This window comes from Sporosarcina sp. P2, assembly GCF_002743255.1.
Lineage (GTDB): Bacteria > Bacillota > Bacilli > Bacillales_A > Planococcaceae > Sporosarcina.
On the sequence record NZ_PDYY01000002.1, the window covers coordinates 172,687 to 196,347 of the forward strand.

22 protein-coding genes are annotated in these 23,661 nt (G+C 39.9%); 3 read left to right on the plus strand and 19 right to left on the minus strand.

All coding sequences use genetic code 11. The features are described from left to right. The 3 genes from dnaG to ccpN form a co-directional block, all read right to left on the minus strand. Positions 1-1,818: a DNA primase gene (gene dnaG, locus CSV67_RS03310; protein ID WP_099630209.1), complete on the minus strand. Its 1,818-nt coding sequence runs from the start codon at positions 1,816-1,818 to the stop codon at positions 1-3. Positions 1,819-1,987: 169 nt separating this feature from the next. Further along, positions 1,988-2,806 (minus strand): pyruvate, water dikinase regulatory protein, encoded by an 819-nt coding sequence (locus tag CSV67_RS03315; RefSeq protein WP_099630210.1) that lies wholly within the window; start codon positions 2,804-2,806, stop codon positions 1,988-1,990. An 11-nt stretch (positions 2,807-2,817) separates the two neighbouring features. After that, positions 2,818-3,456, minus strand: coding sequence for a transcriptional regulator CcpN (gene ccpN, locus CSV67_RS03320; protein ID WP_099630211.1), 639 nt, complete (start codon positions 3,454-3,456; stop codon positions 2,818-2,820). A 314-nt stretch (positions 3,457-3,770) separates the two neighbouring features. Here ccpN and CSV67_RS03325 point away from each other — a divergent pair, with 314 nt between their 5' ends. Beyond that, positions 3,771-5,150 (plus strand): glycine--tRNA ligase, encoded by a 1,380-nt coding sequence (locus tag CSV67_RS03325; RefSeq protein ID WP_099630212.1) that lies wholly within the window; start codon positions 3,771-3,773, stop codon positions 5,148-5,150. Positions 5,151-5,178: 28 nt separating this feature from the next. Here CSV67_RS03325 and recO read toward each other — a convergent pair whose 3' ends face one another. From recO to CSV67_RS03405, 16 genes are all read right to left on the minus strand, one after another. Further along, entirely contained in the window at positions 5,179-5,973 is a 795-nt protein-coding gene (gene recO / locus CSV67_RS03330; RefSeq protein WP_099630213.1) for a DNA repair protein RecO, read from the minus strand. A gap of 30 nt (positions 5,974-6,003) precedes the next feature. Continuing rightward, positions 6,004-6,912: a GTPase Era gene (era, locus tag CSV67_RS03335; protein ID WP_099630214.1), complete on the minus strand. Its 909-nt coding sequence runs from the start codon at positions 6,910-6,912 to the stop codon at positions 6,004-6,006. After that, entirely contained in the window at positions 6,893-7,306 is a 414-nt protein-coding gene (locus CSV67_RS03340) for a cytidine deaminase (RefSeq protein WP_099630215.1), read from the minus strand. The genes era and CSV67_RS03340 overlap by 20 nt, the downstream gene beginning before the upstream one ends. Before the next feature lie 28 nt (positions 7,307-7,334). Continuing rightward, positions 7,335-7,685: a diacylglycerol kinase family protein gene (locus CSV67_RS03345; RefSeq protein ID WP_099630216.1), complete on the minus strand. Its 351-nt coding sequence runs from the start codon at positions 7,683-7,685 to the stop codon at positions 7,335-7,337. Positions 7,686-7,689: 4 nt separating this feature from the next. Then, positions 7,690-8,163: an rRNA maturation RNase YbeY gene (gene ybeY, locus CSV67_RS03350; RefSeq protein ID WP_099630217.1), complete on the minus strand. Its 474-nt coding sequence runs from the start codon at positions 8,161-8,163 to the stop codon at positions 7,690-7,692. A gap of 15 nt (positions 8,164-8,178) precedes the next feature. Further along, entirely contained in the window at positions 8,179-10,296 is a 2,118-nt protein-coding gene (locus CSV67_RS03355) for an HD family phosphohydrolase (protein ID WP_099630218.1), read from the minus strand. 79 nt (positions 10,297-10,375) lie between these two features. Next, complete coding sequence (locus CSV67_RS03360; protein ID WP_199171300.1) at positions 10,376-11,338, minus strand: PhoH family protein; 963 nt, start codon at positions 11,336-11,338, stop codon at positions 10,376-10,378. Between the two features lie 5 nt (positions 11,339-11,343). After that, positions 11,344-12,435, minus strand: a complete 1,092-nt coding sequence (locus CSV67_RS03365) for a sporulation protein YqfD (RefSeq protein WP_099630220.1) — start codon at positions 12,433-12,435, stop codon at positions 11,344-11,346. Then, on the minus strand, positions 12,425-12,682 hold the full coding sequence (locus CSV67_RS03370; protein WP_085133497.1) for a YabP/YqfC family sporulation protein: 258 nt from the start codon (positions 12,680-12,682) through the stop codon (positions 12,425-12,427). Before CSV67_RS03370 ends, CSV67_RS03365 begins: the two co-directional genes overlap by 11 nt. 47 nt (positions 12,683-12,729) lie before the next feature. After that, positions 12,730-13,248, minus strand: coding sequence for a hypothetical protein (locus CSV67_RS03375; protein WP_099630221.1), 519 nt, complete (start codon positions 13,246-13,248; stop codon positions 12,730-12,732). A 36-nt stretch (positions 13,249-13,284) separates the two neighbouring features. Further along, positions 13,285-14,274, minus strand: a complete 990-nt coding sequence (floA, locus tag CSV67_RS03380; protein ID WP_099630343.1) for a flotillin-like protein FloA — start codon at positions 14,272-14,274, stop codon at positions 13,285-13,287. Further along, positions 14,274-15,608 (minus strand): NfeD family protein, encoded by a 1,335-nt coding sequence (locus CSV67_RS03385; RefSeq protein ID WP_099630222.1) that lies wholly within the window; start codon positions 15,606-15,608, stop codon positions 14,274-14,276. Before CSV67_RS03385 ends, floA begins: the two co-directional genes overlap by 1 nt. A gap of 265 nt (positions 15,609-15,873) precedes the next feature. Next, positions 15,874-16,047: a 30S ribosomal protein S21 gene (gene rpsU, locus CSV67_RS03390; protein ID WP_029054680.1), complete on the minus strand. Its 174-nt coding sequence runs from the start codon at positions 16,045-16,047 to the stop codon at positions 15,874-15,876. Positions 16,048-16,191: 144 nt separating this feature from the next. Continuing rightward, entirely contained in the window at positions 16,192-16,863 is a 672-nt protein-coding gene (deoC, locus tag CSV67_RS03395; RefSeq protein ID WP_099630223.1) for a deoxyribose-phosphate aldolase, read from the minus strand. 95 nt (positions 16,864-16,958) lie between these two features. Further along, positions 16,959-18,314: a tRNA (N(6)-L-threonylcarbamoyladenosine(37)-C(2))-methylthiotransferase MtaB gene (gene mtaB, locus CSV67_RS03400; RefSeq protein ID WP_099630224.1), complete on the minus strand. Its 1,356-nt coding sequence runs from the start codon at positions 18,312-18,314 to the stop codon at positions 16,959-16,961. A gap of 703 nt (positions 18,315-19,017) precedes the next feature. After that, a complete protein-coding gene (locus CSV67_RS03405) occupies positions 19,018-19,239 on the minus strand; it encodes a hypothetical protein (protein ID WP_099630225.1) in 222 nt (73 codons plus the stop codon). Positions 19,240-19,605: 366 nt separating this feature from the next. On the opposite strand from CSV67_RS03405, the gene CSV67_RS03415 reads away from it, so the two are divergent. Further along, positions 19,606-22,017, plus strand: coding sequence for an ATP-binding protein (locus CSV67_RS03415; protein WP_099630227.1), 2,412 nt, complete (start codon positions 19,606-19,608; stop codon positions 22,015-22,017). A 20-nt stretch (positions 22,018-22,037) separates the two neighbouring features. Further along, a complete protein-coding gene (locus CSV67_RS03420) occupies positions 22,038-23,003 on the plus strand; it encodes a TIR domain-containing protein (protein WP_099630228.1) in 966 nt (321 codons plus the stop codon). Positions 23,004-23,661: the final 658 nt, after the last annotated feature.

Sequence of the window (23,661 nt, forward strand, 5' to 3'; positions counted from 1 at the left end):
TTACAGAACCTTTAACGATCTCACAAGCTGGATTACTTCCGAGGCCAACTCCATTGCTTTAAGTAGGTCGTTCCTTTTTTCTGCTTCTTTAGATTCGTGCCGCTTTTGATCAATTAGACGTTTAATTTGATTTCTTTTTAAATGACGGATACAGTCATTTACTTCTTGTGTGGTATGCTCCTTTGAACGTTCAGTTAAGATGGCTTCCATGACGACTTTCTTCAGTTGCCGGTCTTCCAACATTTCTGCAAATCGCTGATAGTTTGGCAAATCATATTGTTCATAAAACGCTGCCAACTTAAAGAATATTTTGATGACATCATCTCTTACAAATAAATCTTGAAGTTCCAGTCGTTTTTCCTCGAATAGATCTGCGTCCATCAGCAGATGTGCAAGAAGTAATTGTTCCGCGCGATCTGTTTCTGCACGATTCGCCGGGACTCTCGTAACTTGTACAGTTCTGTTTTCATCAGGACTTGAATCATGCGATTGTTTCGATTGTTTCGCCTTTTTTGCAATCGACTTAGTAAATTCTTGTTCAAGTGACTCTTTTGAAGCATGTGTTTCATTGTGGAGTTGCTGGATCAATAAATCTTTCTCAATAGGAGAACAACGGTGAGCCAGTTCGTCAAATACTTCATGTACGTATTGCTTGATATCATGATCAACGGACAAATTTTTATCTCTTCTATAGTAGGCCGCTACGAAAGAAATATAGGACAACGCTTGATCAAGCACCTTTTCCGAAAATACTTCTGAACCATGCTGACTAATATAATCATCAGGATCCATTTTGTCTGGCAAAGTGGCAACGAGTACGTCCATTGCGCTATCCATCAATTGGTCAGCAAATCGTTTGGCAGCCCCCCAGCCAGCTGAGTCACCATCACAGCAAATGACTATTTTTTTTGCCATTCGCTTTAATTTCACGATATGATGCGCGGATAATGCAGTACCCATAACAGCCACCGTATTTCCTATTCCGCCACGATCTGCTGCAATCGTATCCATGAAACCTTCGAATAGTACTACTTTACCCGTTTTTCGAACATTAAGACGTGCTCGGTGAAAATTAAACAAAACCTTACTTTTTTCAAAGACGGGAGTTTCTGGACTATTGATATATTTAGCGTCAGAAGAAGAATCCTCCAACCTTCTGCCGGAGAATGCGATTGTTGCACCATTATCATCCTGAATCGGAAACATGATCCTTCCCCTGAAACGGTCAAAATAACCTGAGCCATCTTCTTTATGGAAACAAAGTCCTGCCGTTTCCATTTCTTGCATATCAAAACCTTGTCTCTTCAGCAGTGCCGATAAGGCATCTGACTGAACGGGAGACCATCCTATTTCATACTGTTCTATCTCATCACGCGTAAATCCTCTTTTTTCTAGATATTCTAATGCTTTTTCGCCTTCTATGGTGTTTAAGAGCAGATGGCTATAAAAATTAGCAGCCAGTGTGTAGGCTTTCAGCATTTTTTGATTAGACGAGGATTTTGACGCTTGGTTGTCTGTTTGGGAACTTTCCAACTCTAATCCCATTCGACTGCCTAGTTTGACGATGGAGTCAATGAATGATCGATTTTCCATATCCATCATGAACGTGATGGCATTACCGCTTGCACCGCAACCAAAACAATGAAATAACTGCTTATCTTCGGAAACAGAGAAAGACGGGCTACCTTCTTCATGGAATGGGCAGAGTCCAAACCAGTTTTTACCTCTTTTTGCTAATTGGACATATTCGCTGATCAAATCGACAATGTCAGTTCCTGAACGGATTTCCTCAATTGTATCGTCAGATATTCTTGTCATTCTATCACCATTTCCACTCTATATACATAAATTCTAGACGTTTTCCAAAAATCCTTCTTTATCGACATTTTTTGCTATAACTATTTTCAGTATCTGCAATTATGTCACATTTATGACATGTTAGCCGAGTAGACACACACACAGAAAAAAGAAGACCCAACTAGTTCGTTCAGTTGGCCTTCCTTGCTGAAAATGCTTTAAGAATCGTATTGGCTGTCTCTTCTACCGCGCGATTCGTCACATCGATGACTTCACAACCGACACGCGTAGTAATTTCATTGAAATAGTCCATCTCTTGTTGAATACGTGCTATTTTCGCATAGTTTGCATCATCTTTCAAGCCTAATGCCTCCAAGCGAGATTTCCGAATCGAATTTAATTGCTCAACGGAAATACATAGGCCAAAGCACTTTGTAGGGTCAATGGAGAAAAGTTCTGATGGTGGGTCTACTTCTGGCATAAGGGGCACGTTGGCCACTTTAAAACCTTTATTCGCAAGATATTGAGATAAAGGAGTTTTGGATGTTCGCGACACACCGATTAGAACCATGTCTGCTTCCAATATACCACGCGTGTCTCTTCCGTCATCATAGCGAACTGCAAACTCGATGGCTTCGATTTTTTTGAAATAGTCATCATCTAACTTCCTGACAAGACCCGGCTCTTCAAATGGTTCTTGTTTCAATTGGTCCCCCATCTTCTCAATCAATGGACCGAGTAAGTCTACGAAAGGGACTTCCAATTCTTCACAAAGTACATATAGCTGTTCCCTCATCTGGCTTTTGACCAAAGTAAAGACAATCAACGCTTGCTGTTGCTTTGCCAAGAAAACAATTTCTTCTAATTGTGAATTCTCTTCTATATACGAAAACCTTTTTATTGAAACCGTCTCTAAATCATGACGAAACTGACTCGCAGCCGCTTTCGTCACAAGACCTGCAGTTTCCCCGACGGAATCGGAGACAATGAATAATGTGAATTTTGTCATGTAGTCACTCCTCACACATCTTGATCTTCCACTAATGAAAGAAAAGCGGCAGTAATATTTGTTTTTGTCACTCGTCCCATTACTTCAAGTCCGTTTTTACGCTCTTGAACTATAGGTAATGAATCGATTTGGCTGTCCATCATTTTTTTGGCAACGGAAATGAGTGTATCTTCTTTTTTGCAATATGTGACATTCGGCATTCTTGTCATAATGACATGCACGGGTATCTTTTCTAGTTCTGTTCTTCCGATGCTCGTTCTCAACAGATCCTTACGTGATACAACGCCTGTCAATAACGACTGCTGGTCCACTACGAATAGTGTTCCAACATCCTCTAAAAACAGTTGGCAAATCGCGTCATATACTGATAGATTTTCAGTAATGACGACTGGCCTCGATTGATAATTAGCTACAATCATATCCACCATGCCATCCGCAACGGATTTAATAGGTTTCTTACCTGAATAGAAATAACCTACACGCGGTCGTGCATCCAAAAATCCAGCCATCGTCAAGATTGCTAAATCTGGCCGGATCGTAGCGCGTGCTAAATGTAAACGTTCAGCAATTTGCTCTCCTGTAATCGGACCGTTTCCTTTGACGATGTCGAGGATTTCATTCTGACGTGTATTTAATTCCAAACATGTCACCGCCTTCAGACTTCAAAGTTGTATTTACTGCCTAATTATATATCAACACGCTCGCTATTGCGAAGAAAGGAGAAGCATGCTAAACTAATTTTGAATCAAGTAAACGAAGAACGGTCAATAAGTAGTGTATATTTTGAGCGAGCAGGGATAGTGAAAGCCTGTACCTACACGAAACGGCAGCCGGGAGTTGAAACATTCATTATGAAAGTGGGTTGAAAAACCAATCGGGGTGGAACCGCGGGTTATCATGCACTCGTCCCCGGACATGATCTATGTCCGGAGACGTGTGCTTATTTTAATTGGAGGCGTTTAGAATGTTATCTATGGAACAAGTAGTCAATCTTTCAAAACAACGGGGATTCGTATTCCCAGGGTCTGATATTTATGGCGGTTTAGCGAACACTTGGGATTACGGTCCACTAGGTGTCGAACTGAAAAACAATATCAAGCGTGCCTGGTGGCAGAAATTCATCCAGGAATCACCTTATAACGTAGGTCTTGATTCCGCAATCCTGATGAACCCAAGAGTTTGGGAAGCATCCGGTCATATTGGAAACTTCAACGATCCGATGATTGATTGTAAAAAATGTAATACCCGTCACCGTGCAGATAAATTAATTGAAGAAGCATTGGACGCAAAGGGAATTGAAATGGTCGTTGATGGCCTACCGTTTGATAAAATGTTCGATTTGATTCAAGAACACGAAATCAAATGTCCTACATGTGGTGCGTTGGATTATACAGAAATCCGTCAATTCAACTTAATGTTCAAAACAAGCCAAGGTGTAACAGATTCCTCTGCTAACGAAATCTTCCTACGTCCTGAAACAGCACAAGGTATCTTCGTGAACTTCAAAAATGTTCAACGCTCTATGAGAAAGAAAGTACCTTTTGGTATTGCACAAGTAGGAAAAAGTTTCCGTAACGAAATCACACCGGGTAACTTCACATTCCGTACTCGTGAATTCGAACAAATGGAACTTGAATTCTTCTGTAAGCCAGGCGACGATGAGCAGTGGTATAAGTACTGGATTGACCAGTCTGAAGGATTATTATTGAAACTCGGTTTGAAGAAAGATAATATTCGTCTTCGCGAACACAATGAAGATGAGCTATCCCACTATTCTAAAGGAACTGTGGACATCGAATACAAATTCCCATTTGGCTGGGGAGAGCTATGGGGAATCGCTAACCGTACAGACTTCGATTTGAAGCGTCATATGGAATATTCAGGCGAGGATTTCCATTATCAAGATCCAATTACGAATGAAAAATACGTACCGTACTGTATCGAGCCTTCCGTTGGTGCGGACCGCGTAACGTTGGCTTTCCTATGTGACGCATTCGATACGGAGGAACTTGAAGACGGCGATACACGTACCGTTCTTCGTTTCCACCCAGCATTAGCGCCAATCAAAGCAGCAGTCCTTCCATTGTCCAAAAAACTTGCGGATGATGCAGAAAAAGTATATGCAGAGCTTTCAAAGCATTTCACAGTACAATATGATGATTCCCAATCCATCGGACGTCGTTACCGTCGTCAAGATGAAATCGGAACTCCATTCTGTATTACATTTGACTTTGATTCACTAGAAGACCAACAAGTGACTGTTCGTCACCGTGATTCTATGGAACAAGAACGCATGCCTATTGCAGATGTTACAGCATATATTCAGAAACACCTACAATTCTAATCATAGGAAAGCCCAGGAGAAGTTGGCATCAGCCTTCCTCTTCTGGGCTTTCTTTAGTTCGTTCTTTTGGTTTTTGCAATTCAGGTGTACGTTCCAATTGCTCAATGAACTTTCTGGATTTTAGAAAGATCCCGGTTTGCTCCTGATAAATCGTTGATACAAGCTTCGCCATAAATGTCTTTGTCGGTTTCTTTAATGTCAGCTTACCAATCTGATCGAGCGGAACATTATAAAACATTCGGATCAATTTAATTTGTGTAGGTGACAGCCGAATAATATAAGGATCGACGTGAAAGCAGCGATGACAGAGAAAACCTATCTGCTGGAAAGAAAATGCGAATTCACCTTCTGTAGCGCCACAACTTGCACACTCGTGAAGTATAGGGTGTATTCCAGCAACCGGCAGCATCTTCCACTGAACGAACAGTGTGATGGCTTCTGCGTCATAGCCTTCTTCCATAGCGTTAAATGACTCGTCAAGCAAACGAAATATGCTAGCATTCGGCTGTTCAGATTCCGTTAGGCGATCAAGCAACTCTACAATCAAGCCCGCATATGCAGTCGTCTCTAAATCTGAGCGAATGTGACGAACGCTACTGATAAGCTCGCCTTGCTCAAGCGATCCCATGCCCCTGCTTGCACGAACAAGAAAATAGCCGTGCGTAAAGGTTTGTGTAATAGCCGCTAAGCGACTCGCGGGCTTTTTCGCACCTCTTGCCATCGCCGTGATCTTTCCTGCTTCTCTCGTATAGATCGTCACGATTTTATTGGATTCTCCGTAAGGGATACTTTTGATAATAAAGCCTTCCAACTTATTCAGCAATACGCTCTCTCCTTTAGCAGGACAGACAGCTTAGTAGTCTTCCTCGTTAAATCCGAATTCTTTCAAACGACTTGGCCGGTTACGCCAGTCTTTCTGGACTTTCACCCATAGCTCCAAATATACTTTATGTCCAAGCAACATTTCGATATCTTTTCTTGCCTTCACACCGATTTCTTTTAAGAGCTTACCACCTTTACCGATGACTATCCCTTTTTGTGAATCACGTTCCACAATGATTGTCGCGCGGATATGCGTTTTGTCAGTTACGGGGTCTTGCTCGATGCTTTCAATCGCTACCGCAATCGAGTGCGGAATTTCTTCGCGTGTAGTGTGCAACACTTTTTCACGAATCATTTCGGAAATGATGAAACGCTCTGGGTGATCCGTCACTTGCTCTGCATCATAAAATTGTGGGCCTTCTTCTAGATAACTTTCTAGCGTTTCCACCAATCGTTCAATATTATTACCGTTTAGCGCAGAGATTGGAACTACTTCCGCAAATTTCATTTCATTTGTATACGATGTAATGATCTCGAATAATTGATCAGGATGCACAAGGTCGATTTTATTGATGACCAAAAATACAGGAGTCTTGGATTTCTCGAGCCATTCCATAATAAATCTATCACCTGTACCGATTTTTTCATCCGCATTGACCATAAACATGATGACGTCGACTTCGCTTAGCGTACTGCGTGTCACTTTCAACATGAAGTCGCCTAGGCGGTGTTTCGGTTTGTGAACACCTGGTGTATCGATGAAAATCATCTGAGATGTATCGGTTGTCACAATTCCCTGTACTTTGTTTCGTGTAGTTTGCGGCTTGTCGCTCATAATCGCAATTTTTTGACCGACCATGCGGTTGATAAATGTAGATTTCCCTACATTGGGACGTCCGATGATGGAAATAAAGCCTGACTTAAAGTTGTTCTTCTGCATAATCTAAATCCTCCTTGGAAAAAGCACCCGGCAATAGCTGGTCTACTGTTGTTTCGTGTATATCACCTTTCAAATTCGTCAAGTATACAGGCATGTTCGGTGCGCAAAATTCCGCAATGACTTGACGGCAAGAACCGCACGGCGCAATTGGACCTTCCGTATCGCCAATTACTGTGATTGACTTGAACAATGTAACACCTTCAGATACCGCTTTGAAAATAGCTGTTCTCTCTGCACAATTGGATAAACCATACGCAGAGTTTTCAATATTGCATCCACGATATATGGTACCGTCACTAGCCTCTAATGCAGCACCTACTGGAAATTTTGAATAGGGCACATAGGCCGTTTTCATCGCTTGCTTTGCTTCATTCATTAATTGTTCTACTTGCATCTACATACCATCCCTTCATTCGATCAATTTATCCAAACCATTTCGGAAAGAAAATTATACAGCCGACAATCGCGCTGGCTATGGCAAACACGAAAACTGATCCAGCTGCAATATCTTTTGCTTTTTTCGCTAGTGGATGGAATTCCGTTGTGACAAGATCCACTACATATTCCACTGCTGTATTCATCAATTCAAGCGCCATCACCCCTGCAATGACGATAAAAATGATCATCCATTCTGTTTGTGACAGACCGGTGAACCAACCCGCAATCAACACGATTATTGCGGATAACCCATGAGATTTCATATTCCGACCTTGCCTAAAGCCGTCTTTAATGCCTTGCCACGCATAGAGGAATGATTTCAAGAATTTCTGCATAGACTCACTGCCGATCCAAACCGAATGCAGTTAAAATCTCTGTCTGCCTGCCGAACATCTCACGTTCTTCCCCTTCATCGAGATGATCATATCCGAGTAAATGCAAGAATCCGTGTAATGCAAGAAACCCGAGTTCCCGCTCGAACGAGTGATTATATTCAATAGCCTGACGTTTTGCTGTATCGATGGAAATCACGATATCCCCCAATACAACAGGCATATCGCTTTCTTGAACAATTGCCACTTCTCCTTCCGACAACTCTTCTAGCGCAAATGAAATAACGTCGGTTGGACGGTCTTTGCCCCTGTACTCAGCATTCACAGCTTGAATGGATTCATCATCCATAAACGTAATAGACAACTCATACAGACCTTCCATTTTCTCCATTCTTGACGCGTGAGTCAACAAATCCTTGATCAAAGCTTCCGAACTCGGTTCCACGATTTCTGTTTCATCTTCGAAATAAAAATCTATCATAGTTGCTCTGCTCCTTTACTTATCGGGATATTCAATCCGATTATGGAAGATCCCATTTAACGTTTCATTAATGGCTTGTTTCACTAGTTTAATTTCTTTTAACGACAAATCACATTCATCAAATTGATCATCTTCTAATTTCCCCCGCACAATCGCGTTGACGAGCGTTGCAATTTTTTCAGGTGTCGGTTCTTTCATAGAACGCACCGCAGCTTCCACACTGTCTGCAATCATGATCACTGCATTTTCTTTCGTTTGCGGTTTTGGACCAGGATAACGGAACTCGTCTTCATTCACATCGGGATTGGTTTCTTTCGCTTTCTGATAAAAGAATCTGACACTACACGTTCCATGATGCTGTCTTGCAATAGCTATAAGCTCTTTTGGCATACGATGCTTTTCCAAAATTTCCGCTCCATCTTCCGCGTGGGCTATAATCATATCACGACTTTTCTCGGGTGTCAGTGCATCATGTAGATTACGGCCATTATGTTGATTTTCAATGAAGAATCCTGGATGTATAGTCTTCCCGATATCGTGATAATAGCTGCCAACACGCGCGAGCAACCCATTGGCTCCAATTGCCTCACACGCCGCATCCGCTATATTCGCAACCATAATGCTGTGATGATATGTCCCCGGCGTCTCCACTAAGATTTTCTTTAGTAGCGGATGATTAGGATTCGAGAGCTCCACTAAACGCATATTAGAAAGCAAGTGAAAACTCGACTCGAAAAATGGTAATAACCCCATCGTCAAAGCCCCAGACAACAAACCTGATGAGATGGCTGCCACGGCATAGAAAATCAGTTCGGGTGTTGTATAACTAGTCTGTGTCATCAATAAATAAAATATGATGAACATCATATTTGATCCCGCCACACCGAGACTTGTCTGTAAAATCGTTGAGCGTCTACCATGTTCACTTAGTAAATAAATACTCACAATCCCACCGAATAAAATATACAGCGCTACTTCCATTTGCATAATTGCAGCCAAGCCTTCTTGCATCATGATACCGGCTGTCGCAGACGTAATAATCGTTGCAAGTACTGCTGAACGCTCGTTAATTAATAGCTTGATCAGCATCGGCACGAGAGCCGTCGGAAATAAAAACGCAATGAGGACATCAAACTCACGATCAATGTAGCCGACGATTTTCATTAAAACGACGGATAGTAGGAAAATGCTATAGAAAATACCTAGTGCTTTCTTTTTAAATGCCTCATCTCTTTTGGACTTGCCGAAGTGTATGGCAATCAAACCCGATACGAACAAAATAAACAAAACAATGCCGAACATCGGTTTAAGAGAAGACTGATTAGTTAGGACTCCTGAAAGCTTGAGCTGGTGATACACATCACGATCGATCAATTGTCCTTCACGGACGATGACTTGTCCTTGTAAAATACGAATGGCTTCAACTGAAGCCCGCGCATCCGTCTGATTCTTAACAGTCAATTCTTCATCGACTACCTCTGTTTCCACTACTGCCATTCGCCCGAGGGATAGCGCAACATCAAGCAAATCTCTCGGGAATGTAGTAGTTTCACGAATTCTGCGCTCCACTTCATAGCGATGAATCGGCACTTGTTCAGCTTTAAACGGCTTCGATAACTCTCTTCCCACTACAAGTGTCAGTAATTCATGCAAATTATTTAGATCATTTTGTTCAGCCGTAAGTAGCTGCTTAAGTTGGTCATGTGTAACGGGTAAAAAAGTTTGTTCTTTTTCCAGTCCTTCCAACTTCTCTTGAAGTAACTTCATTTTAGAACTTGACGTCATGCTAGGATCTTCTGTCGCTTCGACTTTGACATCACTGACTGCAGTAAAGATGGAACCGAGGATAGCTTGGCGGTTTTTCATAACATCCTCTGAGAAACGATAGGAATTAGGTACCGCCTGTTCTGCCCGTACACGTTCAAGTTCGGTTTTTTCGATATCTTCTATTGTTTTAGGTGAACGTATAGTTTTCGGTGAAATTTCAAAAGCCGAAATTTCGTACGTTTCGTTTTGTGTACTGCCATACATTAGAAAAAACAATACGATACTGGAAAGAGAGACGACAAGAAGCAAAAGAAAGGTAAATTTCACTTTTCTTAGTTGTGAAAATAGTTCCTTTAAAGCTGTCATGCAGTTGCCTCCTTTTCGGCAAATGTTCCGCACATGAATGTGTAACTATGTATATTCATCATTCAAAAAAAGCAGTCAATTAATTAGTTGACTGCTCTTTCTCATATGCATCAATGATCTTCGCTACAATCGGATGTCGGACTACGTCACCTTGTTCCAAATACATGAATTGGATATCTTGTACGTTCTTCAAAATATGTTCTGCAACATTTAGTCCAGAATCTACACCACGAGGTAAATCAATTTGCGTTTTATCACCTGTGATGACCATTTTCGATCCAAAACCAAGACGTGTCAAAAACATTTTCATCTGGGCTTTCGTAGTGTTTTGTGCTTCGTCCAAAATAACGAATGCATCGTCAAGCGTTCTTCCACGCATGTACGCAAGTGGTGCAATTTCAATGACGCCACGTTCCATAAGACGTTCTGTATGTTCGGCTCCTAGCACATCGTGTAACGCGTCGTAAAGAGGACGAAGGTACGGGTCAACTTTTTCTTTCAAATCGCCTGGAAGGAATCCTAAGCTCTCTCCTGCTTCAACAGCAGGTCGGGTCAACACAATTCGCTTTACTGAACCCGTTTTCATTGCCTGCACCGCCATCACGACAGCGAGATACGTCTTTCCTGTTCCAGCAGGTCCGATACAAAATACGAGATCTCTTGAACGAATTGCCTGGACATATTCTCTTTGTCCAATGGTCTTTGCACGAATGACTTTCCCCTTTGTATTGCGTGCAATTTCTTCATCGTATAAAGAAGAGAAATATTCAATCGTGCCGTTTTTTGCCATCTCTATTGCTGTTGCCACATCGCGTAAATTAATATTAATCCCTTTACGGATCACTTTCAGTAACTGCTCGAGCAATGTTTTCGCAGCTACCGCCTGTTCTTCTGCTCCACTGATCGAGATATTTTCACCTCTAGTGTGGATTGAAACTTTCAATTCCTCTTCAATTAAGTTCATGTTCTGATCGGAAATGCCTAGAAGCATAATCGCTTCGTTCGGTTCTTCAATATGAAGTTGAAGTAAATGTTCGCTCAATATTTTCAGTCTCCTTGAGTTATAGGTCGTTTTTCAGCAATGTTTTCATTAAGTAAAAATAGTATAGTCCCACTCACTTTATCATTAGTAAAGGATACATGTAAAATGTTTTCTTCTTTAATTATGCGCTCATTTGTTTTTTTTGACAATAAATCATACTTGATCAATGGCAATATGATGGTCTCTTCCATTCCTTTTTTCAAAAACACTTCCTGAATATGCGTTTCTTTCAGCTTATCCATCACAATAGGGTTTCTAAAACGTATATCTTTTATCTGCTTACCTGTCCATGGCTTTTGCCAACTGATATCCAAATTCTCTTCTCCTTGAATCGAATAACTAATCGTACGGGGTAATTCAAAATGACATTCCAACCAGTAGTCAGCAAATACTTCCCCGTCTGCCCCTACTACAGTCGTTTTCTCTCCTTGTTCTAGAATACCTGTTGCTAGCATATCCCCTTTTTTTACAGTTTGATGAATAATACTCGCTCTTTCTCCTCTTGTTAATGCAAAGCGTGTAATGACTCCTCCTGTTTTTGCTACTAGATGGGATGGCTTTTCTTTCACTTCTTCTTTCACTTCAGTGGAAAGTGGAGCAAGCATCGGTGAAACAGTTAACGAAGTACCTGTCTTTGAGAACCGGATCCACGATAGAGAGGGTTCATCTTGCATCAGCAGTCGACGAATTTCATCTTCTTCCGGTAATTTGGATAATAAAGTAGGCGCAGTAATTCGCGCTTTCTGCATCTTGGTTTCCATTCGTTGCGCAATTTCCGGAACATCACTTTCCACTGTGATGTTCCACAGAAACAACGAGGCAACTAGCGGGATGACACAGACGATTAAGAACAATAAAGATGCGAATAATCGATGCTGAACTGTATCCTGACCTTTACGCCTGATTTGTACTTTCACACGGTATTTCCTTCTATAACGACGGATAATATGAATTCCTTTTGAATCCGTCTCAAAAAACATTGCACTTCCAGAGACATACAAGCTGCTGATCTTGACATGCTCTCTTTGTAACCTACTCAGAAAAACAGAACCGTTACGAACATCTTTCACCTGAACTTCAAATCGTTTAGGACTCATGGCTGTTTCCTTCTTCAGGTGTAAAACGCACCGTCACTTCCTGCAGTTCGTCGATCGATATATGGGCGTGTTGTTCAGTCAGCATTAGAACCGTTACATCTTCTCCTTTGACAGTCATGACATAGTCATTCGTTTGAAAGGATACGGATTGTTCGCTTAATGCAAGCAAGCGATAGTTGCCAGTAATCCGCAATGAGTTGAATTCATCTAAAATAATGGATGGATGAAGTGCGAATAATTTTTTCATGAAAAAACCCCCTGTCTCATCCTATGAAAAGACAGGGGGCGGCATGATTACCGTTTTGATTTTGGTGGACCTAAAATTTCTGCATAGACAATCCCTTGCATGATCTGCTGCGGAGTTTTCGGAATCAAGTCTTCCTGCAAAATCGGTTCATCTTCTAACATGATCTTCCCTCCATGTAGTTTACCTCTGCCCGTTTGACGTTCAGGACGTGACGCGGAAGCAGACTTAGCTGGCTTTTTAGGTTCTGCATAGAAGATTTCTGACTGAGGCGCCTGCGTCTTTACAGGCTGTTCAGGTTCTTTCGTTTCTTGTTGAAGATCTTGGAATTCCTTTTGAATATCTTCGAATAGGTTCCTAGATAATTCCTTCAACGAACGCGGCTTCTCTTCAGGAGTTGCATGGGTCCGCTGAGTTTCTCTCTGATTCATTTGACGTTGAGTTGGTTGTGCTGGCCATTGCTGACTTGGCGGTCGTTTCGGTTTTTGACCTGGTTTTTCTTGGTCTTTCTTTTTACCGAATAAAGATCCGAGAGCCAGCATAATGACTAAAATTATCAGTTGTTCCATTATGCATCCCCTTCCCGGGAATTCATCTCGTTATAATTAATCTTTCTTTGGTTGTTGATCCGAACCTGTTTTGCTGATAGAATCCCGCATGCTTGTATCTGCTTGGATATTTTTATAATTCATATAATCCATGATTCCGATATTTCCTGAACGCAAAGCTTCTGCCATAGCTAAAGGTACTTCGGCTTCCGCACCCACAACTTTCGAGCGCATCTCTTGAGTCTTCGCCTTCATCTCTTGTTCACTTGCAACAGCCATCGCACGGCGTTCTTCCGCTTTTGCTTGGGCAATGTTTTTATCCGCCATCGCTTGTTCAGTCTGAAGTTCCGCTCCGATGTTTTTACCGATATCTACGTCGGCAATATCAATCGAGAGAATTTCAAACGCTGTACCTGAATCTAAACCTTTTTTCAGAACAGTCTGGGAAATCATATCCGGATTTTCCAGTACTTTTGCGTGGCTGATAGAAGAACCGATTGTCGATACGATACCTTCACCAACACGCGCAACGACAGTTTCTTCCCCTGCTCCACCGACTAGACGGTCGATGTTTGCACGGACTGTGATTCGAGCTTTCGCTTTAACTTCGATACCGTTCATCGCAACACCTGCGATAAATGGTGTTTCGATTACTTTCGGGTTAACGGACATTTGAACTGCTTCCAAAACGTCACGTCCTGCCAAGTCAATTGCTTGTGCTCTTTCGAAAGTCAAGTCGATGTTCGCACGTTGCGCAGCAATCAATGCATTTACAACGCGGTCAACATTACCACCCGCAAGGTAATGGCTTTCCAACTGGTTGATTGATACTGTTAGACCCGCTTTATGTGCTTTGATTAACGGGTTAACTACCCTGCTCGGGATAACCCGACGTAAACGCATACCGACTAACGTGAAGATACTTACCCGTACGCCTGCCGCCATTGCGGAAATCCATAGCGTGACTGGCACAAATGTAAAGAATACCGCCAGTACGATGATGATAATGAAGACTGCAGCTACCAGTCCGATTGTTCCTAGTCCCATCATAAGCCTTGTTCCTCCTCTTTCTTCTCTCTTACTACAATTCTGAAACCTTCTACTGCTACGACAACTACTTGTTTACCACTCTCGATATAACGACCTTCTGATACTACATCGATTCGTTCACCGTCCAACTCGGCGACACCTGATGGATAAAGTGGTGTAATGGTTGTGGCAACTTTCTGCAACAATTCATTACGATTTTTGTTGGAGACGTAACCGCTTTCCGTATCCATCGTATCCATTAAAATGATTTTGTTCAACAGATGAAGTTTTTTACCGAAGAATTTCATAATAACCACTACTCCTATACATGCTACGGCTATCGCAATTAGCACCGAGATTGCCATGAATGCCAAGTTTGTGCCTGCCAATAAAATACTTCCTATGATAGCTAAGATTCCGAAGATCCCCGCTATCCCCCCTGCAACAAAGAATTCGGCAATTATAAGGGCGACGCCGAGCAGGAATAATAACAATGTTTCATAACCCGCAAGACCCGCTACTGTGTGTCCGTAGAAGAATAAAAACAGAGCGGTTAACCCCATGCTTCCCGGCACACCAAAGCCTGGTGAATATAATTCAACAATCAGTCCGAGACTTGCAACGGAAAGTAAAATCGGTACTACGACCGGATGGGTGATGAATCGCGCCATTTTCTCTGTAAACGTTTCCGTTGTAGAAATAACTTCCGCGCCTTCCAAATCTAGCTTCTTAAGTAGCTCATCAAATGTAGCCACTGTACCTTCACTGTACTTCACTTGTTCGGCTTCGTCAGCAGTGAGAGTCAGAAGTTCCCCTTTTTGTGCACGCAAGTCTGGCAGATCGATATCGGGATTTGCCATGGCTAGTGCATATTGTGGATCACGGCCTGAGTGCTTTGCGGCATTTTTCATTTGCGCCAACCAATAACTATTGGCTTTCGTTTCTGCTGCATTTCCAGATCCATCGATGACTTGTGCAGCACCGATCGAACCGTTTGGCGTCATGTAGATTTCATCTGCATACAGCGCTAGGAAAGCCCCAGCAGATAGCGCCCGATCGTTGATGAAGGCAATAATTTTTACATCATCAGTCGTTTTCATCAGCTTGGCGATTTGGTCAGCAGCGTCTACAAACCCTCCAGGAGTGTCTATATCCAACACAATCGTCTCTGCACCTTCAGCTTTGGCTTCTTTAAATGAACGCTGTAGAAATGCATGCAGCCCCTTTTCTACTTCTTGGTGAAGGGGTACGCGATATACTTTTGTTTCAGCTGCGTCTGAGTGTATAAAAGGCAACGCGATTGTACCGATGAATAAAATGAGCAGAAAAACTGACCTAATCATTTTAGACATTATTTTCTCACCTCTCTCTACTGCCTATTATACTTACTATTTACGTTTGAAGAAGCATTTGGTTTCATTTAATCGCAATTAAATAAAAGTTTTTCTTTCTGTTGTGTCATAGCTTGTTAGTATATGGATTAAATATGGTTGAACTACTCCTATAAATGGCTTAGTAAATTCCAGACAATAAAATAAACCGAAAATCCATGGAAGGATTTTCGGTTTATAAGAAATTACATTAGTAGGTAATATCAAAATTCAATGTAGGCAGAAATTAGAACTTGCGCTTACGTGCAGCTTCAGATTTCTTTTTACGTTTTACACTTGGCTTATCATAGAATTCACGCTTTCTACTCTCTTGTATTGTACCACTCTTGGATACAGTACGTTTGAAGCGGCGAAGAGCGTCTTCAAGTGATTCATTTTTGCGAACGACTGTCTTAGTCATATCTCTTGTCCCTCCCTCCAAACACACACTTCGAAACATAGCACTTTGCTATGTACTATAAAATTATATCGTATCTTTTCTATTTGGTCAATAAAAACTATTAGAATATCATGAGAAGTTTTACGAATTACTCTTTTACCGTAATCAATAATCGGCTGATGATGATAGGCCTTGCATGATGGAAACACCTGAACTCGCACCAATTCGCGTTGCACCCGACTCCACCATACGATCTACGTCTTCTGCACTGCGCACACCGCCACTCGCCTTGACTCCAATTGCGGGTCCTACTACAGCACGCATCAGCTTCACGTCTTCTGGAGTTGCACCGCCAGTAGAGAATCCAGTCGATGTTTTAACGAAGTCCGCTCCTGCAAGCACTGCCAGTTCACATGCTGTACGTTTTTGGATATCGTCCAGCAAGGATGTTTCAATTATCACTTTTACTAAAGCCTGACCTTTGGCGGCTTCTACAACGGCTGCAATGTCATTTTGTACTTGTTCAAGCAATCCACTTTGTAATGCACCAATATTAATGACCATATCTACTTCCGTGGCCCCGTTAGCAATCGCGTCTTTTGTCTCAAACGCTTTAACTTCAGATGTGCTTGCACCTAAAGGGAAGCCAATCACAGTGCAGACTTTTACTTCCGTGCTTTGTAAAGCTTCTGCAGCTGTTTTGACCCAAGTCGGATTAATACATACTGAAGCGAAAGAATATTTCTTAGCCTCTTCACATAATTCCAATACTTGCTGTTTTGTTGCCTCTGCCTTTAACAGCGTATGATCGATATAAGCGGCATAGTTTGTAGTCAATGAAAGCGCTCCTTTTTTTTCGTATCGTTTTTTTCAGTATAACAAAGCTTACATTTCGTTGCACGAAAAAGACCACCCATTACAGGTGGTCCATATTAAATCGTTATTTTTTCTTCTGTAAGTACACGGACAGGTTGACCTTCACTGTAAGGATAGCCTGCTTTCGTAATTTTCACTTTTATAATTTGTCCGATCATCGTTTCGTCTGCAGGCAAGACTACTTTCAAATAATTATCTGTATAGCCTACATAGAGATCCTGATCAGTGTCGTCTTTAAAGCTTTCTTCTGGAATAACTTCGAGTACTTCGCCTTCAAAACGAGAAGCGTAATTTTTTGCTAATTGATCGTTCAATGTTAATAAACGGTGGACGCGTTCGTTTTTCACACTTTCGTCGACTTGATCTTCCATGCGAGCAGCAGGTGTGCCAGTTCTCTTCGAATAAGGGAACACATGGAGCTCAGAAAACTTATGGTCACGAATAAAGGTATAGGTTTCCATAAACTCTTCTTCTGTTTCACCCGGGAAACCTACGATGACGTCAGATGTAATAGCGAGATCCGGCAACGCTTCGTTCAGGCGCTTTAGACGATCAGAAAAGAACTCCATTGTGTATTTACGGCGCATCCGTTTTAGTACAGTATCTGAACCTGACTGAATAGGAATATGCAAGTGGCGTACAACAATATTAGAGTCGCGTAATACATCGATTACTTCGTCTGTTAATTGGCTCGCTTCGATTGAACTAATACGGAGACGTTTCAATCCTTTTACTTGCTGTTCCAAGTCACGCAACAGACGAGCTAAGTTATAGCCTTTTAGATCCTCACCGTAACCACCTGTATGAATACCCGTCAAGACGATTTCAAGATAGCCCGCATCGACAAGTTGCTGTGCTTGATGAATCACTTCTTCAGGATCACGTGAGCGCATTAATCCTCTAGCCCACGGAATGATACAGAATGTACAGAAGTTATTACAACCTTCTTGTATTTTTAACGAAGCACGTGTGCGATCAGTGAAGGACGGTACGTCGAGTTCTTCATAGACACGGTTTTTCATAATGTTGCGCACCGCATTAATCGGTTGGCGCTCTTCACGGAATTGGTCAATCAGCCCAAGTAGTTTTGAACGATCTTGTGTACCTACTACAATATCCACACCTGGAATCGCCATAATTTCTGCTGGTGATGTTTGCGCATAACAACCCGTTACACAGATGACTGCGTCTGGATTTTTACGAATGGCACGACGGATCACTTGTCGGCTCTTTTTATCACCGGTATTCGTTACTGTACATGTATTAATAACATAGACATCAGAATTCTGATCAAATTCTACTCTTTCATAGTTTGCTTCTTGGAACAGTTGCCAAATAGCTTCTGTTTCATAATGATTCACTTTACAGCCTAGTGTATACAGAGATACGGTTTTTGGAAGCTCGTTACCCATATATATTTTTCATCCTTTCATTACACTCAATAAAAATCTTGACTTATCCTATAATATCACAAATGTGCATAATGGGACTAACCTTTTAGATCATCAATTATTAACGATGGGTTGTTAAATTGAGCACAACGCAACCTCACTAGAAAGAAAAATGGTCTGCAAACCTCAAAAAATCCCCACTTGTTAGTCGATACTACAAAAAAGTGGCGAACTTACAAACATGGTTTTCTACAAGAGCAAAGTTATAACTTATCAAAAAACTACCCGGGGATTGTCGTAAAAAATCCAATTATCTGGAATAGGAAATTGGTTAAATCCATTTCCGGTGTCGTATGGATCATGTTCAAAAACATGATCACTTATTAGTGTGGAAAACAGGACGGTGTACTTGTCAAAGTAGGGTGAAATACACAACATTAGACTGTTCTTCCCGCAGTGAGTACTTGAAAAAGTAACTTTCCATCCCTATGCAACATTGTACAAACGTCTGGACAGCCCTAGATCCGTGACCACAGCGTCAGTCTAAACATCCCCGAGGCCGGTTTCGATTATAGCCCTTAAACACTGTTAGATCAATTGTTCTTATAAGCCTTGTGTAAAATTTGTGTAAAATTGTTTAAGTTTATACTTTTGTCCGCTTACTCTTTCGGTAGAGTAAGCGTTTTTTATACAACGACTTCCCCGATATTTCTGTTTTCTCAACTTACTCATTTTCCTTAACCCACTCATTCAACCACTCAATTTCCTCGAAGGACAAGTTCTGTTCTTCTTCTTCTTCTTCTTCTTCTTCTTCTGTTTCTCTTTCTATTACATGGTGCCAATTCGCTTCTTCCCATTCTAAATTGGCTTCCCACTCACGCATTACTTTAACTGCCTTTTCTGTTTCTAGTTGTCGCCTAGTTTTGAATGGTATTATTTTCGCCATTTTTGCCACCTCTTCCGACTTGTTCTGTTCCTTCTATAATCGTTTCAATCGAAAGAATCAAAAAGCCCAAACTATAAAATAGCACGGTGTTTAACAAAATTATGCAGAATGGGTTGAAGGGATTGAAACATTATATAGTAATAAATATCATGTATAATGAAATCACTATCCAACAATCGGCCCAGACTAACGAAGATTATAATTTGAAAAATGATCAATCCTTATTCAAAAGCTGCATCAAAGATTGTCTAAAAAAACCAAGTGTGAGGTTATTAGAACAATTGAAACCATTAAAGTTAATCTTTACACAAATAGCATTTATTAGATAGCAGTTCAAATAAATTTACATAGAAGGAAGGTCGCGTTTTGAAAAAAGATAAATATTTTGAAATTGCGCTAAATTCAAGTACGAGTAAAATATTTAATGAATTAAAAAATATAAAGGAATCTTCAGAGGCGAAGAAAAATGAAATCCGGCGTCGATGGATATGGGAGTTAATTCAAAACGCTTCTGATTGTACGCCTAAGGATAGTACTATTAACATATCTTTAGAAATTACAGATGATAGAATTTCCTTCAGTCATGATGGAACGCCTTTTTCATACGAAAATCTACTGTCTTTAATAACTCAAATTTCTACAAAACAACAATCTGAAGAAAATTTGACAGGAAAATTTGGTACAGGATTTATGTCTACTTTTTTATTGTCAGCTATCGTAGAAATTGAAGGTACTTTTATTCGTGAAGATGGTACCTGGACTGATATGAATTTTATCGTTGACCGCACTGATGGAGACTATCCCGATATTAGAAGGAAAACAGAAAAAATGTTAAGTGATTTGGAACTTTTAAATAACGGTACTAATGAAACTGTGGAGAAAATAAATAAAACAAAATTTATTTACAATCTTAACGGAACCTCTGAATCAATAGCAACGGTACAACAAGGCGCAGAAGATTTACAAACAACATTGCCTTATCTTTTAGCATTTAACGAAAACATTCATTCTATAAATTATAATGGTGAGACTTATGAAAGAGAAAAAATCATTTCATTACCAACTCCGCTGAACGTCAATATTTTTGCGTTGAAAACGGGCAATGTGGATACAGATAGTCTGAAGAATTTATTCTTTTTAACACAAAATAACGTAACAATCGCTTGCCCTGTGAAATATGACCTTGAAAATGGCTTATTTTCGTTTTTAACTATCCCTGAGAACATGCCAAAGTTATTTTGTAATTTTCCCTTAATTGGAAGTGAAGAATACGCCTTTCCTATCATTGTAAATTCTGACCTCTTTGACGTTGAAATAGATCGCGATGCAATAAGAGATGGCAATGCGGATAATAAAAAGATAATCGAAGAAGCGGTTTCTTTATATAAAAAATTAGTAGATTATTGCGCTGAAAATGTTAATACTAGAAATGAATTTAATATATGTTTATTGAAAAGTGGCCAGTATTCTGGTCTACAAAAGTATTGCTATGATGAAATAATGGGTTATATAGAGAAGAAGCCTCTTATACCGATAAACAACCCTTCTTATGATTACGAAAGAATGTCTTATTTAGACGATTCAGGAGACTTTCAAATCTATCTACCAAAAGCCAAAAAGGAAGACGATGATATTTCGTTTTGGAAATTATTCACTGATAGAAGGAACTTTTATGTACCTACAGTTGAAACCTTCTTAGGTTGGAGAAAGATTTTTGGTGGCAACTTCTATTTAAAAAATTTCAATTCAATGTTTGAAGAAATGAATCTTACCGAATTTTATGGATATGTAAATGACGAAAAAAAAACATATGAATGGTTAGATAATTTTTACTCATTATGGATTGATGATGAAGGTGTGGAACAGGTAATTAATTCTGCATTTGTTCCCACGCAGGATAAAAACTTTTATCCTTTTAATAATGTCTTTTACGATTCAAATATCAACGAAGAATTAAAAAGAATTTCATTTGAGTTTGATCCCTCTTATAAAAAGAAGCTGTTGGACCCTAATATTTCTGCATTTAATTCTTATTATCAAAATAATCCTTTGAAGCAAAAAAATACAGAGTCCTGTGCTAAGAAAATCGAAATTAAAGTGACTGATATTCTTTCTGAAGAGACCATTAATCAAGCAGAGCGAAAAGTACAAGCCATTTTTAATAAACTGACTGACTTCTTTTTACAGGAATCTGAACTATCCGAAAAGTTATTCCCTAAGATTTTCTCTAAAAGAATGATGTTATCTTCACCTGAAGAAACTTTGCGAAGAATGAAAATTGCCGAAAAGGTTGAGCGAAATGGGATTGATATAGAAGGTTTAGATGAGCTCTTAAAAAACCAACAACAAATCAAAAACATACTAGCAAACCCTGACTTAAATACCGAAGAAATAAGGGAATTATTAAACCATATTGTAACATCGACACCAGAAATGCGTAAATACTTCGAAGCCTTATTAGCAAGAAGCGTTTCGAATGTCTATAATTATTTAAAAGATTCACCAAAATATACCCTTCCAACAACCTTAGAAGAATGGCAAAGTCACCAATATACAGAAACGATATTCCCTATAAAAAAAGATGGTAAAGAACTCACAATTGTCATTCGTCCAACTGATGGCGACCAAATTATTTTTTATGGTGAAGGAGAATTAGAAGTTCTTGATAGCACGGAGTATGAGTTGTGGACAGATAACGGGACTGAGCAAAAGAGTATAACATTGGGTGATCTTCTCAAAACAACCGGTATCACAAAGATTCCTCTTAGAAAATTATAAAAGTCAGAGGTGCAACAATATTGAGAACAAAAGATGAAATTATACAAGCTATAAGAAATAGCGACAGAAATAACAAAGTATATATACACCCGACTTTAACTCCCGAAAAAGCAGCTAAATATATTTCTGCTTTTTCAAATAAAAGTGGGGGAGATATTATTTTGGGTATACATGATGATGGCCGAACGCTGAGAGTTAAAAATTATTCAGTCCCCTTCCAAGTAGAAAATGTACTAAAACTTTTAAATATCAATATAAACTGTATATTTGAACCTTTTCAATTTGAAGGCAAAAAACTTATATATATATCCATTGATAAATCAATGGATATAGTCAAAGCCAATGATATTCCTTTTATAATTAGCCCGGATGGAGAGTTGGTAGAATTGAAAATAAAAACCGTATTCCTTTCTTATTGTCATGATGATGCAGACCTTGCAGATATTGTTGAAAATAGTTTAAATAAGCATAATGATATTAGCGTAAGTAGAGACATAAACATAAATAAATACAGAGACGATTTGGATGAGTTCATGAAAACAATTAGAAATCATGATTTTGTTGTTTCAATTGTAACTAGTAAATATTTAGAGTCTTTAAACTGTATGTATGAAATTACAGAGTTAATGAAGGACCCTAATTTTAATGATAAGTTATTATTCATTATCGTTAACAAAGATGACGCAAAATATTATAAGGAACAGAATAAATATAATAATTTTGAAGCGGGCATTTATGAATTTAGTAGGCGTTTATCATACATCACGTACTGGAACAATAAAAAGGAAGAAATGGAGCAGAGCCTTAAAAGTGCAGGCCTTCCTTCCGAAATGATTGCCGAATTTGCACTCGAAAAGAGAAAATTGGTATCTATAATCCCCTCAACAAGTAGCTTTATGAGTTTATTGCAAAATAAAATAGGCAGGACATTTAAAGAAATTAAAAAAAATGACTTTAAAGAAATTTTAGATATAATTAAAGATTGATTATCGCGGGGATGCCTCACTTTTAATATCTAATGTAGATGTAACATAAGGCTGTGCTGCAATTGGGCGTGATTGTGGAACAAAAAAGTAACTCTACAACTTTAAAAAAGCTCAGATTTAAGTCTGAGCCTTTTTGCGTTCTATTTATACTGTTGATTCGTTGTTGAAGAATCTGATAATTGATTGAGTATTGCAGATGAATTGAGCCACTTATGCGTAGTTTTGAGCCATCCATTGCGGAGATAAGAGCCACCTTTTGCGAAACTGAGAGCCACAATATAGTACAACCTCCGAGCCACAGCGGAGCTATTTGCCATTGATACTTTGCATTTACTGGAAGGGGTTAGGGTCCCCCAGCGAATGCATAAAATCGATTTGTCCGTGTTATTATGTTTGAGTAGATGTGCCTTTTAGCATTATTTTTATCACACCTGCGATTGCTTCACAACCACAGACAAAATTTACAGTCAATGGTGGCGGACCACAAAATCTACAGAGTTATTGCTAAATATTGATGGATCTTCTTTCCGCAAACAGTGCCTCAAAACTTCGCCATTGCTGGCTCTTTCTGTTCACAAATCTCAGTTTAAGTGCTTTTTCAATGCCAAAAATAAAGGGGTGAAGTCGAGGTGATGTGAATTGATTAGGAAAAACAGAA